The organism is Streptomyces sp. NPDC001443 (assembly GCF_053597355.1).
Genome location: NZ_JBSFIA010000031.1, coordinates 61,711 through 76,455 on the forward strand (window position 1 = coordinate 61,711; position 14,745 = coordinate 76,455).

13 protein-coding genes are annotated in these 14,745 nt (G+C 72.0%); all 13 read right to left on the reverse strand.

All coding sequences use genetic code 11. From position 1 onward, the window contains the following. Window positions 1–63: 63 nt before the first annotated feature. The 13 genes from ACWC24_RS28285 to ACWC24_RS28345 all read right to left on the reverse strand — a co-directional run bounded on the left by ACWC24_RS28285 (window position 64) and on the right by ACWC24_RS28345 (window position 14,526). Window positions 64–1,095, reverse strand: coding sequence for a pectinesterase family protein (locus ACWC24_RS28285; RefSeq protein WP_450665710.1), 1,032 nt, complete (start codon window positions 1,093–1,095; stop codon window positions 64–66). A gap of 4 nt (window positions 1,096–1,099) precedes the next feature. Then, window positions 1,100–2,227: a pectinesterase family protein gene (locus tag ACWC24_RS28290; RefSeq protein ID WP_450665711.1), complete on the reverse strand. Its 1,128-nt coding sequence runs from the start codon at window positions 2,225–2,227 to the stop codon at window positions 1,100–1,102. A 181-nt stretch (window positions 2,228–2,408) separates the two neighbouring features. Next, window positions 2,409–3,701, reverse strand: coding sequence for a pectate lyase family protein (locus ACWC24_RS28295; RefSeq protein WP_450665712.1), 1,293 nt, complete (start codon window positions 3,699–3,701; stop codon window positions 2,409–2,411). A gap of 53 nt (window positions 3,702–3,754) precedes the next feature. Continuing rightward, window positions 3,755–4,564, reverse strand: a complete 810-nt coding sequence (locus ACWC24_RS28300; protein ID WP_450665713.1) for a rhamnogalacturonan acetylesterase — start codon at window positions 4,562–4,564, stop codon at window positions 3,755–3,757. Between the two features lie 108 nt (window positions 4,565–4,672). After that, window positions 4,673–6,010, reverse strand: coding sequence for an ABC transporter substrate-binding protein (locus ACWC24_RS28305; protein WP_450665714.1), 1,338 nt, complete (start codon window positions 6,008–6,010; stop codon window positions 4,673–4,675). Window positions 6,011–6,194: 184 nt separating this feature from the next. Next, window positions 6,195–7,061 carry a DUF6807 domain-containing protein gene (locus tag ACWC24_RS28310; RefSeq protein ID WP_450665715.1) on the reverse strand — a complete coding sequence of 289 codons (867 nt, stop codon included), beginning with the start codon at window positions 7,059–7,061 and terminating at the stop codon, window positions 6,195–6,197. After that, window positions 7,058–8,275 (reverse strand): Gfo/Idh/MocA family protein, encoded by a 1,218-nt coding sequence (locus ACWC24_RS28315; protein WP_450665716.1) that lies wholly within the window; start codon window positions 8,273–8,275, stop codon window positions 7,058–7,060. The genes ACWC24_RS28310 and ACWC24_RS28315 overlap by 4 nt, the downstream gene beginning before the upstream one ends. Continuing rightward, window positions 8,272–9,168: a carbohydrate ABC transporter permease gene (locus ACWC24_RS28320; protein WP_450665717.1), complete on the reverse strand. Its 897-nt coding sequence runs from the start codon at window positions 9,166–9,168 to the stop codon at window positions 8,272–8,274. Before ACWC24_RS28320 ends, ACWC24_RS28315 begins: the two co-directional genes overlap by 4 nt. Beyond that, the gene (locus tag ACWC24_RS28325; RefSeq protein WP_450665718.1) at window positions 9,165–10,100 is read right to left on the reverse strand and encodes a carbohydrate ABC transporter permease; all 936 of its coding nucleotides are present in this window, start codon (window positions 10,098–10,100) and stop codon (window positions 9,165–9,167) included. The genes ACWC24_RS28320 and ACWC24_RS28325 overlap by 4 nt, the downstream gene beginning before the upstream one ends. Before the next feature lie 99 nt (window positions 10,101–10,199). Then, window positions 10,200–11,921 carry an L-arabinonate dehydratase gene (gene araD, locus ACWC24_RS28330; protein ID WP_450665719.1) on the reverse strand — a complete coding sequence of 574 codons (1,722 nt, stop codon included), beginning with the start codon at window positions 11,919–11,921 and terminating at the stop codon, window positions 10,200–10,202. A 20-nt stretch (window positions 11,922–11,941) separates the two neighbouring features. After that, on the reverse strand, window positions 11,942–12,853 hold the full coding sequence (locus ACWC24_RS28335) for a dihydrodipicolinate synthase family protein (protein WP_450665720.1): 912 nt from the start codon (window positions 12,851–12,853) through the stop codon (window positions 11,942–11,944). Next, complete coding sequence (locus ACWC24_RS28340; protein ID WP_450665721.1) at window positions 12,850–13,560, reverse strand: GntR family transcriptional regulator; 711 nt, start codon at window positions 13,558–13,560, stop codon at window positions 12,850–12,852. Before ACWC24_RS28340 ends, ACWC24_RS28335 begins: the two co-directional genes overlap by 4 nt. A gap of 216 nt (window positions 13,561–13,776) precedes the next feature. Then, window positions 13,777–14,526 (reverse strand): MBL fold metallo-hydrolase, encoded by a 750-nt coding sequence (locus tag ACWC24_RS28345; RefSeq protein ID WP_450665722.1) that lies wholly within the window; start codon window positions 14,524–14,526, stop codon window positions 13,777–13,779. Window positions 14,527–14,745 lie beyond the last annotated feature (219 nt).

Here is a 14,745-nt window from a genome sequence, read left to right on the forward strand (position 1 = left end):
GTCGGGTGGGGGGAGGGCGCACGGGACGGGGACGTCGCGGGCACCGGGAACGTCGGGGTCCGGTCAGGGGCGGCCGTGGGGCCGCCAGTCGCGCAGGTACGTCCGCGGGGTGTGCTCGGCGGCCTCCCGCGCCGTGAGCTGCGGCCGGTTCTCGGGGACCGTGATCGCGGCCCCGGGACCGGAGTCGGCGTACTCGTGGAAGCGCATGGTCTGCCACGGGTAGGCGTCACGCATGTTGGTGTACGGGGCCACCGCGTCGATGCCGGGGCCCAGCCAGGTGTCCCGGACCACCAGCGAGGGCCAGGCGGTCGTCTCGTACGACGGCACCCACGGCCGGGCGAGCTTGTAGGCCGCGTCCTCGGCGGCCGAGGTGACCCGGCAGCGCACGGCGAGGAAGCCGTGGGGGTTCGCCCGGGCCGTGGCGGGGGCGAAGACCATGCCCTTCGGGGTGAAGGCCACGTCCCGTTGCAGCGTGTGGAACCGGCACCGGTCGAAGACGGCGGTGGCCCGGCCGAAGACGAAGTCGACGTCGCCCTCGACGTGGCAGTGGCGGAAGTACTGGCGGTCGAAGGCGTCGAGGGCGGTCGTGTCCGCGAACAGGGTGTCCTGGTGGGCCAGCAGGCGGACGTTCTCGAAGGAGGAGCGGTCCCCGGTGACGTAGGCCGCGACCGCCTGGGTGCCGGTGATGTCGGGGTGGTCGGCGCGCAGCCAGTCGTTGGCGAGGGTCAGGTCGCGGACGGCGAGGCCGGGGGCCGAAGAGGTGAAGGTGGCGGATCCGGCCGTGCCGTAGGTGCCCGAACCGTCGGGTTTCTGCGTGCCGTTGGCGTTGTCGAAGACGATGACGGTGTCGCGCGGGTCGCCGGTGGCGCCGCGCAGGGTCAGCTCCGCCGCGCCGGCGGGGACGGTGACGACCTCGCGGTAGGTGCCCGGGTGCACGACGATCGTCAGGCCCGGCCGGTCCACCCGGTCCACGGCCGCCTGCACCGAGTCGCCGGGGCGTACGTGCAGGACCCGGCCGTCGTGGGCCGCGGCGGGGCCGGCGGCCACCGGGACGAAGGCGCCGGCCAGGCCGGTGAGGAGGGTGCGTCGGCGCATGTCCTCAGCACTCCTTCCAGGGCGTCCAGTCGCCGAGATGGACCTCCCGGGTCGCCGACCGGGCTTCCTCGTCGGTGAGTTGGGGGCGGTTCTCCGGGACGGTGATCTCGGCGCCCGGGCCGGTGTCGCGGTACTCGGCGAACCGCTGGTCCTGCCACGGGTACGTGGCCGACATGTCGGTGTACGGCGCGACCGCGTCGATCCCGGCGCCCAGGCGGGTGTCGCGGACGGTGAGCATGGGGCGGGCGGTGGGGTCGGAGCCGGGCACCCAGGGCCGGGCCAGCTTGTAGAAGGCGTCCGGTGCCGCGCTGCTGACCCGGCTCCGGCTCACCAGGTAGCCGCGCGGGTTGGCGACCGCGGTGGACGGCGCGAACACGAAGCCGTAGGGGGCGCCGGCCAGGTCGGTGCGGTCCAGGGTGCGGAAGTGGCAGTTGTCGTAGACGGCGGTGGCCCGGCCGAAGACGAAGTCGACGTCGCCCTCGACGTAGCAGTGGGCGTAGTACTGGCGGGCGAAGGCGGTCAGGGCGCGGGAGTCGGCGTACAGCGTGTCCTGGTGGCCGAGGAAGCGGCAGTGGTGGAAGGCCGAACGGTCGCCCTGCACCTTGATCGCGACGGCCTGGGTGCCGGTGACGCCGGGGTGGTCGGCGCGCAGCCAGTCGTTGGCGAAGGTGATCCAGCGGGCGGTGAAGCCGTCGGCCTGCACGGTGGTGGTGGCGGAGCCGGTGGTGCCGTAGGTGCCCGAACCGTCGGGCTTGGGCGTGCCGGCCGCGTTGTCGTACACGATCACGACGTCCCGGGGGTCCCGCGAGGCGCCGATCCAGGTCGCCTCGGTACGGGTGGCGTCGACGGCGACCGTCTCCCGGTAGGTGCCGGGCGCGATGACCAGGGTCCAGCCGCTGCCGGCCGCGGCGGTCACGGCGGCCTGGACGGTGCTGAAGTCGCCCCGGCCTCCCTGGTCGACGTACAGGGTGGTCGGGGTGGCGCGGTCGGCCGGTGAACCGTAGCGGCCGAAGGGGCGCGGGCGGGCCGCGGCCCGTGCGCGGCCCGGGGCGAGACCGAGGGCGGCGCCCGCGCCGACGCCCGCCAGGAGGAAGCCCCGGCGGGAGAGAGGGAGGGGGAGGTGCGAGGGCATACGGCTGCTCCTTCGCGGTGCGGGTCGGGTGGACGGGCGGGAGAGTCGGGTGGACGGGCGGGAGAGTCGGGTGGACGGGCGGGAGAGGGAGGGAGGGAGGGAGGGTCGGACGGACGTACGGAAAGGGGGCGCCTGAGCGGGCCGGAGGTGGGGCGTCCCGGCCCGCTCCTCGGGCGGGACGTCAGCGCAGGCGGCCTGCGCCCGCGCCGCAGTCGACGATCCGGGGGACGGCCTTCGCCGGGTCGATCCGGGTGCGCAGGGTGGGCGTCCAGCCGGCGCCGGACTCCAGGACCTCCGCCGGGATCTCCGCGTTGTGGACGGCGATCAGGTCGGTGAGCGTGCCGTTGACGTAGTTGTCGTCGGCGGTCAGCGGCGACACGGTCCATCTCTTCAGGATCTTCGCCGCGCTGATCCCGTCCGGCAGGGTGAACGCGTTGTGCTCGGCGACGAGCTGGGACTCCTTGCCGATGCCGTAGCTGTAGCCGTAGCCCGTCTTGGCCACGAAGTGGTTGTCGTACGAGTCGACCTGGCCGAAGCGGACCCGGGGCGCGCGCTCCACCAGTCCCGAGAACAGGTTGTGGTGGAAGGTGACCTTCAGGTGCCCGCGGTCGCCGACCGCGGTGGACTCGCTGTCGCTGTTGCCGATCAGGATGGTCTTGTCGTGCTCGGTGAAGCGGTTCCAGGAGGCGGTGACGTAGTCGGCGCCCCGGACGATGTCCAGTTCGCCGTCGTGCTGCTGGTAGAGCATCCCGAAGTAGACCGGGGCCGCGCTGTCGGGGTGGCTGCCGTCGGTGAAGGTGTTGTGGTCCAGCCAGACATGGGTGGAGCCGTAGACGACGGCGGTGTCGTACTCGGAGTTCCAGTTGCCGGTGGCGCCGTCGGTGGGGTCCCACTGCGGGAAGCAGTCGATGGGGCTCTCGAAGGCGAGGTTGCGCACGATGACGTTGTCGACGCCCTTGATCTGGAGGCTGGCGCCCTTGAAGCCGGCGTTCTTCCCGATGCCGATGACGGTGGTGTTGGCCGGGATGTTCGCCTTGATCGCGGTGTCCTGCGCGGCGGCGGAGGTCCGGCGCAGTCCCTCGGGGCTGTCGTCGGGTTCGGCGCTCAGGTCGGTGTCCAGGCCCCAGGCCCCGGGCGCGTACTTCGCGAGGTAGGCGTCGAAGTCGTAGCCGGGCGCGGCGAAGGAGTCGCAGCCCTCGGCGACGGCGTCGACGGTCCCCTTCACCTTGATGATCTTCGGGGCGGTGCCGCCGTCGGCGAGGGCGGCCTTGAACCCGGCCCAGGTGGTGACGGTGTAGACGTGGGCGGCGTCGGCGGCGGCGCCGCCGGTGGTGCCGGTGCCGTAGGAGCCCCAGCCGTCGTTCGCGGGAAGCACCTGGCGGGCGGCGTCGCGGCGGTTCTCGTGGTTCTCCCCCGCGGCGGCGGTCCCGGTGACGGACAGCACCAGGGCCGTGCAGCCGGCGAGCGCCACCATTCTTATGACGCGTCCATGACATTTCTGTGTACGCACTGTGCGGGTCTCCTCGGTTACACGGCCGAGGCGTCGGTCGCCTCGGGCCAGGTGATCCAGGACGTGGGGATGTCGTCGTGCAGCCGGACCACGTCACGCGGCGCGAGCACCCGCGTCCGCAGCAGCTCACGCGCGACGAGCCGGGCCACCGCGATCGCGCCCGGCGGGTTGAAGTGCGTGTTGTCCTGCTCGGTGTCGGTCCAGTTGAAGTACGTCTTCGTCGCCTCGACCCCGAGCTCCTGCCACAGCGCCAGCGACAGGGCCTCGATGTCGAGCAGCGCCACGCACTCCTCGTCGGCGAGCGCGCGCATCGCAGCCGGGTAGTCGCCGTGGGTCGGCACGGCATCGCCGTCCGCGTCGAACCTGCGCCGCTCCACGGGAGTGGCCAGCACGGGCCGCGCACCCCGGGCGCGGGCCCCGTCGACGTACAGTCGCAGGTAGTCCTGGTACGTCGTCCACGGCTCGGTGTAGCGGGCGGGGTCGGTCGTCTTCTCGTCGTTGTGCGCGAACTGGATCAGCAGGATGTCGCCGGGCCGGATCGCGGCGAGGATGACGTCGAGCCGCCCCTCGTCCACGAAGCTCTTCGAACTGCGCCCGTTCACCGCGTGGTTGGCGACCGCAAGGTCCCGGCGAAGGAAGAAGGGCAGTGCCATGCCCCAGCCGGTCTCGGGCGCGGCGTCGGCGTACTTCTGGGCGGCGGTGGAGTCGCCCGCGATGTAGAGGGCGCGGGGGCGGGGGCCCGCGGCGCGGGCGGTGCCGTTCGCCGCGAGGGCGAGCGGGACGGCGGCGACGGCCGCCGCGGTGACCTGTCTACGGGTGAGGGACACGACGGTGTGCCTTTCCACAGGGGTGGACGCGGGGGCTTTCCACAGGGGGCACGGGGAACTGCGCGACCGTCCGGGACGGCACCGCAGTCCCCCGCGATGACGTCCTGGCTATCCGTGGTTCTTCTTCCAGTCGGCCTGTGCGGCGTCGAGCTGGTCGGCGAGCGTGTCCAGGAACTGCTTGGCGGTCATCTTGCCGAGCAGCACCTTCTGGAAGTTCGGCTCGTTGTCGGCCTTGGAGATCGTGTTCCAGTCGGGCAGGTAGTAGGGCAGCTGCACGATCTTCGTGGTGCTGCCGGCCAGTGCCTCGGCCGCCAGCTTCGTCGGCTCCGACGACTGCACCCAACTGTCCTGGGCGGCCTGCAGGTTCGCCGGCACCTGTCCGGCCGACTCGTTCCACTTGCTGTTGGACTGGTGGGACGCGGCGAACTCGATGAACTTCCAGGCGGCGGTCTTGTTCTTGCTCGACTTGAACAGCGCGAGCCCGTCGACCGGGTTGGACACCTGCACCCGGGTGCCGTCGTCCTGCGTCGGTGCCGGAATTCCCTTGAACTTCCCGGCCAGCGCCTTCTGGTGGTCTCCTCCGGAGCCCAGGTTGTGACTGAGCATGCCGATGGTGCCGGAGTCCCACTGGGCGACCATCTTGGTGAAGTCGTTGTTCACGTCGGCGGACGGGGTGTCCTTCTTGAACAGACCGACGTACTTCTCCAGCGCGGCCACGTTCTTCGGGTCGTTGACCGTGGTCTTGTCACCGCTCCAGAACTCGGTGATGCCGCTCTGGCCGTAGGTGGCGTCGAGCGCCGGGGCGATGGAGCCCGCGCCGCCCCGGATGGTGTACCCGAAGGCGTTCTTGCCCTTGTCGGTGAGCTTGTCCGCGGCCTCGTAGAACTTCGTCCAGGTGGTCGGCGCGTCCAGGCCCGCCTTCTGGAAGAGGTCGGTGCGGTACCACAGGACGCCGTTGTTGGCGGAGGTCGGCACGGTGTACGTCCTGCCGTCGCCGCCGGCCGCCTGGACACCCTCCAGGAACGCCTCGTTGAGCTGGCTGTGCAGTTCGCTCTTCTCGATCCGGTCGTCCAGCGGTTCGAGGGCGCCCTGCACCGCGACCTCGGCGAGCATCGCGGTGCCCACGCCGCCGACGTCGGGCAGACCGCCGCCCTGGATGGCCGTGTCGTACTTGGACTGGACGCTGTCGGCCGGGACGCCGACGTACTTCACCTTGATGTTCGGGTTCGCCTTCTCGAAGTCGGCGATGATCTCCTTCCAGATGTCGGTACGGACACCGCCGTTGTTGTCCCAGAAAGTGATCTCGCCCTTGCCGGAACCCTCGTCGCCCTTGTCCCCCGCCCCGCCGCTGCCGTCGTCGCCGCAGGCGGTGGCGGTCAGCGCGAGCACGGAGCCCAGGGCGACGGCCAGGCCGGCCCGTCTGCTTCTGCGGATGCTGCTCTTCATGTGGTCGGCTCTCTTCTTCCGGATCCCAACGGAGATATGAAGTTGTGGGGGGTCGACGGGCGGGGCAAGCGCTTGCTCGACGGACATGTCGTCGCGGCTCCCCACCGGTGTGCGTGCGGACGGCCGGGCGACGGTTACGGCGGACCGGTCCGGACCGTGCGGGCGTGGCCGCGTTCCTCCCGGGTCACCGGCCGACCGCCTTGCGGGCGAGCGCGCCGGCCGTCCCCCGGTCCGGGCGGCCGTCGGCGACCACGGTGACGATCCGGCGTACGACGGTCCCGCCGGGCTCGATCGTCAGCCGCTCCGCGGCCGCCAGGGACGAGCCGACGCCCGGGTACTCGGCGGCCCGGACGAACCAGGGGTCCCGGCGGGTGGCGTCGGTGGCGCCGGCGAAGACCAGCGTCCAGGTGGAGCCGGCCAGCGCGAGCCAGTCGGCGCGGGTGCCGTGGACGGCGTCCTCGCCCTCGACGTCGGCGGTGAAGACGTCCGGGGCCCGGTCCTCCCTGCGGGCGCGCCAGAAGTAGCCGCCGTAGGCCGCGCCGGGGCGGCCGTTGGTGGCGGGGCTGCCGATCGAGAGCGGCCCCGGGGTGACGTTGGTGAGGGAGAAGGCGAAGTCCAGCGCCCAGGCGGACCCGGTGAGCGGGGCCGCCGCGACGGTACGGCGCTCGCGCAGCAGCTCGGCTCCGGCGGCCACCCAGCGCAGCTCCTCCACGAACCCGTCGGGGTCGTGCAGTCGGAAGGCCAGGTGCCGCTGGGCGCCGTGGTTGTCGAGCTCGGTCGGGCCCCGGTCGCGGACGTAGGTGCGCCCGCCCCAGAAGTTGTGCCCCTCGACGTCGGGAACGGCGACACCGACGCCGAGGTGGTGGAGGTGGTCGGCGGGGCCCAGCTCGGTGACCGCCGTGCCGGCCAGGGTGGTGACGGGGTGCAGATACGGGCGCGGGGAGAGCCGGGCGGGCAGCTCGGGCCGGGTCACATAGCGGCCGACCGGGCGGCCGGCGACGCGCAGGACCGGTGAGTCCTTCGCCGTCTTCGCCGTCGTCGGGTGCGTCATCGGGTGCTCACCTCTTCCGTGTGCGGTGCGTCGGGGGCGTGCGCGTGCTTCGGGGGGTGCGCCCAGGGGGCGTCCAGTTCGGAGTAGAGGGCGAGGGTGTCGGCGGCGGCCGCGACCAGCCCCTCGATGCCGGGCACCACCCGGCGACCCTCGCCGGGCGGCCGGTGCCAGGCGGTGCCGGGCAGCGGGGCCGGATCGGGGGCCAGCCGGATCGCCTCGACGACCTCCATGAACGCGCCGGTCGCGGCGGGCGGCACGAGCAGCGCGGTCCCGTCGGTGAGGTGTCCGACGAGGTTCTCCAGCAGGTCCGTACGGCCGTACTCGTACTCCTGCGGGCCGTGGCCCGCGCGTTGCAGCAGCACCCGGTCCTGCTTGTACCAGAAGGTGATCCGGCCGCGGCTGCCGTGCACGACGACGTACGGCTCGTCCGGCTCCGTGGCGCACAGGGTCGCGGCGACGGTGATCGGGCGGCCCTGCGCGGTGGTGACGCGGACGCACGAGGTGTCGTCGGACTCGATGTCGTTGGCGCGCAGCAGCTCGGTCTCGATGCCGGTGACGTCCTCGGCGCGGCCGACGCCGCCCAGGGCCAGCGCGGTGGCCACGGCGTGCGCCAGCGGATTGGTGAGAACGCCGTCGACCACGTCGACCACGTCGGCGCCGTGCAGCCGTCGTCGGCCCGCCCAGGGCGCCCGCCGGTAGTAGGCCTCGGGACGCGACCAGGCACCGGCGCCACCGATCCCGGCGACCGCTCCGACGGCCCCCTGCGCGAGCAGTTCGCGGATCGCGGGCAGGGCGTGCGAGCCCAGCGACTGGAAGCCGATCTGGCAGCTGACGCCGGCCTTCGCGACCCCGTCGGCCATCCGGCGGAACTCGGCGCGGGACGGGGCCGGCGGCTTCTCCAGGAGCAGGTGCGCACCCCGTTCGGCGGCCGTCAGCGCGAGGTCGGTGTGGGTCGGGATGGGCGTGCAGATCACGGCGATCCGGGCGCCGGTGGAGTCCAGCAGCGCGCCGAGGTCGCCGGACTGCTCGGGCGCGCCCAGGCCGTCGGGGATCTCGTCCTCGGTCAGCGGGGTCAGCTCGCAGATCCCGGCCAGCCGGACGACTCCCGCGGTCTGGAGCCGGCGGATGTTGTCGAGGTGCCAGCGGCCGTGGCCGCGCGCACCGGCGAGGACGACGGGCACCGGTGCGCCCGGGGTGACGCGACGGTCGCTCATCCCTTCACCGCCCCCGCGCTGAAGCCGGTGATCAGCCACTTCTGGATGAAGGCGAACACGATGACCACGGGCACGGCCGCGACGATGCCGCCGGCCGCCAGCGCGCCCAGGTCGACGCTGTCCGCGCTCATCAGGGTGTTGAGGCCGACCGGGATGGTCTGCTTGCTCTGGTCGGACAGGAACATCAGGGCGAACAGGAAGTGGTTCCAGGCGTGCACGAAGGCGAAGGAGCCGACGGCGATCAACCCGGGCCGCAGCAGCGGCAGTACGACGATCCGGAAGGAGGTGAGCCGGGTGCAGCCGTCGACCCAGGCGGCCTCCTCCAGCGAGTAGGGAACATTGCGGATGAAGCCGCTGATCAGGATCATCGACAGCGGGAGCTGGAAGACCGTCTCCGCGAGGATCACGCTGCCCAGCGAGTTGATCATCCGGAGTTCGGCGAACACCTGGAACAGCGGGACCAGCAGCAGCGCGCCCGGGACGAACTGCGAGCACAGCAGGGCCAGCATGAAGACCCGCTTGATCCTGAAGTCGAACCGGGCGAGCGCGTAGCCGCCGGCCAGGGCGACGACGGTGGTCAGGACCAGGGTCGCCACGCCGATGAGCACGCTGTTCTGGAAGTAGGTGCCGAAGGCCCGCTCCGTCCAGACCTTCTCGAAGTGGTCGAAGGTCATCGGCCAGGGCACCAGCGAGGTCGATCCGGCCGGGCGCAGTGCGAAGAGCAGGATCCAGTAGAACGGGATCAGGGTGAAGAGCAGGTAGACGCCGAGCGGGAGGTATATCTGCCAGCGCGGCGCCTCGTCCCAGGCCCGGCGGCGCCTGGCGGGGCGCGGGGCCCGGGGTGCCGGCCGCTCGGGGGCGGGGGCGACCGCGACGGCCTCCTTGGTGATCACTTGGTCTCGCCTCCGAACTTGCTCAGCCGCAGGTAGACGACCGAGCAGAAGAGCAGGATCACGAACGCGACCGTGGTCAGCGCGGACGCGTAGCCGAAGTTGTGGGCGTCGACGCTGGTGTTGGCGATGTAGAGCGGGAGCGTCGTGGTCTCGCCGGCCGGGCCACCGCCGGTGAGGGTGTACAGCAGGTCGACGTTGTTGAACTCCCAGACCGCGCGCAGCAGCGTGGACAGCACGATCGCGTCCTTCAGGTGCGGCAGCGTGATGTGCCAGAACTGCTTGAGCCTGCTCGCTCCGTCGACCTCGGCGGCCTCGTACAGGTCCTTCGGGACGGACTGGAGGTCGGCGAGGATGAGGATCGCGAAGAAGGGGACACCGCGCCACAGGTCGGCGACGACCGCCGCCGGGAAGACGGTGGCCGTGTCCGACAGCCAACTGGTGCCGTACTCCCCGATGCCCAGGTCCGCGAGGTAACGGGTGACGCCCGTCTGGGAGTTGTAGAGCAGCACCCAGATCGCCGAGGTCAGCACGCCGGAGACGGCCCACGGGGAGAAGACCAGGGCGCGGCCCAGGCCCCGGCCGACGAAGGTCTGGTTGACGATCAGCGCCAGCGCGAGACCGCACAGCAGTTGCAGTCCGACCTCCACGACGACCCACTTGGCGCTGAAGGTCAGCGTGTCCCAGAACTGCGGGTCGTCGGTGAAGGCGTGGACGAAGTTGTCGAGGCCCGCGTAGCCGTTCCGCCACGGCTTGGTGGGGTTGTAGTTCTGGAGGCTGTAGTAGAAGACGCTGACGACCGGGTAGGCGATGAAGCCCAGCATCAGCAGCGCCGCCGGGGCGATCAGCAGGTACGGGAGCCTGCGGGGCGTGGCGGAGGCACGGCGCCGCCGGGGTGGCGCGGGCGGTTCCGCCACGACTGCGGCTTGGGCCATGACTGTTCTCCGTTCGCTTGCGGTGGGTCAGGTGCGGAGCACTGCGGGTAACAGGAAGCGCTTGCTAAACGGTCGTGCGGAGGGCCTGGCGGGCCGCACTCAGCCCGCGTACGGGTCGGGCACTTTGCCCGGCCGGGCCAGGAACTCGAAGTCGCAGCCGGTGTCGGCCTGGGTGATCTGCTCGTTGTAGAGCGCGCCGTAGCCGCGCTCGTGACGCACGGGCGGCGGCGTCCAGGCGGCCCTGCGCCGCTCCAACTCGGCCTCGTCCACCTGTAGTCGGAGCAAGCGCGCCTCGACGTCCAGGGTGATCGTGTCGCCGGTGCGGACCAGGGCGAGCGGGCCGCCGACGTACGACTCCGGCGCCACGTGCAGGACGCACGCGCCGTAACTCGTCCCGCTCATCCGGGCGTCGGAGATCCGCACCATGTCGCGCACCCCCTGCTTCAGCAGGTGGTCGGGGATCGGCAGCATCCCGTACTCGGGCATGCCGGGGCCGCCCTTGGGGCCGGCGTTGCGCAGCACCAGCACGCTGTCCGCGGTGATGCCGAGCTCCGGGTCGTTGATGGTGCGCTGCATGGTCCGGTAGTCGTCGAAGACGACGGCGGTCCCGGTGTGCTCGAGCAGGTGCGGCTCGGCGGCGATGTGCTTGATGACCGCGCCGTCGGGGCAGAGGTTGCCGCGCAGCACGGCGACTCCGCCCTCGCTCGCGACCGGGTTGTCCCGCGGCCGGATGACGTCGTCGTCGTGCACCCGGGCGCCGGCGAGCTGCTCGCGCAGGGTGTCGTACGAGACGGTCGGCCGGTCCAGGTGCAGCAGGTCCGGGATGCGGGAGAGGAACCCCGGCAGGCCCCCGGCGAAGTGGAAGTCCTCCATCAGGTACTTCCGGCCGCCGGGGCGGACGTCGGCGAGGACGGGGACCGTGCGGGCGATGCGGTCGAAGTCGTCGAGGGTGAGGGTGACGCCCGCCCGGCCCGCCATGGCGATCAGGTGGATGACGGCGTTGGTGGAGCCGCCGAGGCCCAGGACGGTGGTGACCGCGTCCTCGAAGGCCTCGCGGGTGAGGATCGCCGAGAGGGTCCGGCCCGCGTGGATCTGTTCGACGATCCGCATGCCGGACGCGGCCGCCATCCGCTCGTGCCCCGAGTCGACGGCGGGAATGCTCGACGCCCCCGGGACCGTCACCCCGAGCGCCTCCGCCGCGGCGGTCAGCGTGGACGCCGTCCCCATCGTCATGCAGTGCCCCGGCGAGCGCGCGAGCCCGTTCTCCAGTTCGAGCATCTCGCAGTCGCCGATGAGACCGGCCCGCTTGTCGTCCCAGTACTTCCACATGTCCGTGCCGGAGCCGAGCACCTCGTTGCGCCAGTGGCCGGGCAGCATGGGCCCGGCGGGCACGAAGACGGTCGGCAGGTCGACCGAGGCCGCCCCCATCAGCAGGGCGGGCGTGGTCTTGTCGCAGCCGCCCATCAGTACGGCGCCGTCCACCGGGTACGACCGCAGCAGTTCCTCGGTCTCCATCGCGAGCAGGTTGCGGTAGAGCATCGGGGTCGGCTTCTGGAAGGTCTCGCTCAGGGTGGACACCGGGAACTCCAGCGGGAAGCCGCCCGCCTGCCACACCCCCCGCTTCACCGCCTGGGCGCGCTCCCGCAGATGCACATGGCAGGGGTTGATGTCGGACCAGGTGTTGAGGATCGCGACGACCGGCTTGCCCAGGTGCTCCTCGGGGAGGTAGCCGAGCTGGCGGGTGCGGGCGCGGTGGCTGAAGGAGCGCAGCCCGTCGGTGCCGTACCACTGGTGGCTCCTGAGCTCCTCCGGGCGCTTCACCGGACGCTCGCCCCCGGGCTTCACAGGGACCACCCGGCCGCGATGGCGGCGACCTCGGCCCGCGCGGGTTCCGGCAGGACCCTGCTGGGCGGGCGGACCTCGCGGCGGCACAGGCCGAGCGAGGCGAGGGCCTCCTTGACGACGGTGACGTTGTCGGCGGAGCCGTTGGCCGCGCGCAGTTCCTCGAAGCGGCGGATCTGCTCCCAGACCTTCATGGCGGCCGGGTAGTCGCCGGAGCGGAGCGCCTCGATCATGTTGAGCGAGACCGAGGGGGCGACGTTCACCAGTCCGGAGGTGAAGCCGGTGGCTCCGGCCGAGAAGTACGAGGGGGCGTAGGGCTCGGCGAGACCGGCGACCCAGACGAACCGTTCCAGCCCGGCGTCCCGGGCGAAGGCGGCGAAACGGGCGGCGTCCGGGACGGCGTACTTGACGCCGATGACGTTCGGGCAGGCGTCGGCGAGCTCGGCCAGCCGGGCACCGGTCAGCTGCGCGTTGCGGATGTACGGGACGACGCCCAGCTCGGGCACGGCCTCGGCGACGGCACGGTGGTAGTCGACCCAGCCGCGCTGGGCGACGTAGGGGTGGACGGGCTGGTGGACCATCACCATCTGCGCGCCGAGTTCCCGGGCGTGCCGGGCGGAGGCGACGGCGGTGGGGACGTCGTGCCCGACCCCCACCAGGACCGTCGCCCGGTCCCCCGCCTCGCTGATCGTCAACTCCGTTACCAGACGCCGTTCTTCGGGGGAGAGGGCGTAGAACTCGCCGGTGTTGCCGTTGGGGGTGAGGGTGGTGATCCCGCCGTCGACCAGACGGCGCAGCAGGGCCCGGTGGGCGGCCCGGTCGACGGAGCCGTCCTCGGCGAACGGGGTCACCGGGATCGCCACCACGTCGGCCAGCGCCCTCCGCTCGCTCTCGAACGCCACGCCGCTCATGCCTGCCCCTCCTCTGCCACCGCTGCTGCCGCCGTCCTTGCGTCCGCCGTCGGCCGTGCCGCCGCCTCCACCTCTGCCTGCGGGAACGCGCGCCGCACGAAGGAGGCGATGTGGGCGTGCAGGGCGCTCGCCGCACCCTCCGCGTCCCCCGCGAGCGCGAGCCGCAGGATCTCCCGGTGTTCGCCCGCCTCCTGCTCCCAGGAGGGCGAGGCGGCCCAGGCGACCGCGGAGACCAGCGCGGCCTGGTCGCGGACCTCGTCGAGCATCCGGCCGAGCAGCGGGTTGCCGCACGGCAGGTAGAGGGCGCGATGGAACTCCCGGTTGGCGAGGGAGCGTTCGGCGGTGTCCGTGGCGCCGTCGGCCCGGGTCAGCGCGTCGCGCGCCGCGTCCAGGGAGGCGCCGCGCCGCACCGCGCGCCGCAGCGCCTCGGGCTCCAGGAGCAGCCGGACGTCGTAGACCTCGCGCGCCATGTCCGCGTCCACCATGCGCACCGTGACGCCCTTGTACTGGTTCATCACGACGAGCCCGGTGCCGGCCAGGGTCTTGAGCGCCTCGCGCACCGGGGTCTTGGACACCCCGAACAACGCGGCGAGTTCGGTCTCCACCAGGGCCTGACCTGGCGTCAACTGTCCGGTGAGGATGCGGTGTTTGATGCCCTCCAGCACGAACTGCGTACGGGAGGGAATCGGCGTGGGCACAGAGGTCATGCGCGCCTCTCGGGTCTCACGTATCGGATCCCACGTATGGGATCTCACGTATCGCGTCTCATATATGACGTACGAAGTACGACGCGTCGAAGGTAGGAGTGGCCCTGTGTTTCGTCAATGCTTCCGGCAAAGGAAGTTGAGGTTGCGAGAACTCAAGTGGCTTGCCCGGCCGCCGAGTTCGGGGCGGTCGCGGGCACCTCGGTCACCATGGGCGGCTCAGAAGGTTCTCGTCTCGCCCTCGCGGGCGGCGGAGGTCCGGCCACCGAAGATCGCGGCGGCGCGCGCCACGGCCGCCTCCGGGGTGAGGGTGGGTCCCACGTGGGTGATCAGGAGTTCCCGCGCACCCCTCGCGGACCGGGCAGCGTCCTCCGGCGTGAGGTGCACCTGACGTTCGCCTTCGCGATGACGGTCGATGTCGGCCTCGCAGAGGAAGACGTCCGCGCGGCGGGCGAGTGCGGTCAGCGCCTCACAGGGGCCGCTGTCCCCGGAGTACGCGAGGACGCTGCCCTGGCACTCGGCGCGCAACCCGTACGCCTCGGCGTCGTGGACCACCGCGCGCGTGGTGAGGCGGAGGTTCCAGTGCTGTGCGACATGGCCGTCGTGCAGGGGCCTGAAGTCGAGGATGCCGCTCAGGAAACGCGTGTCCGGCTGCCCGAAGAAGCCGGCCAGCCGCCGGGCGCAGTCCTGCGGGGCGTACACCGGGATCGGGGCGGGCGGGGTGAGCCCGCCGAAGGCGAACGCGTAGACGGCGGACAGCAGATCCGCGCTGTGGTCCGCGTGCAGATGGGAGATCCAGATCGCCGTGAGACGTGCCGGATCGGTGTGCCGCTGCAACTCGGCGAAGGTTCCCGGGCCGGCGTCGACCCAGACCTCGGCGCCGCCGCCGCGCAGCAGATGGCCGGAGCAGGGGCGGCCGGGCTGCGGGTGCGGGGAGGCGGTACCGAGGACGGTGAGGCTCAGGGGCATGGACGGGAGAGTACGTTTCCGGACGCCCGTACGCTCCCTTTTTCGCGGTCTGTCACGGCTGTCGGTTTTCGGGGTCGGTCACGGCTGTCGGTTTTCGGGGCCGGCCACGGCTTCCGGTTCCCTGGGCCGGCCACGGCTTCCGGTTCCCTGGGCCGGCCACGGCTTCCGGTTCCCTGGGCCGGCCACGGCTTCCGGTTCCCTGGGCCGGCCACGGCTTCC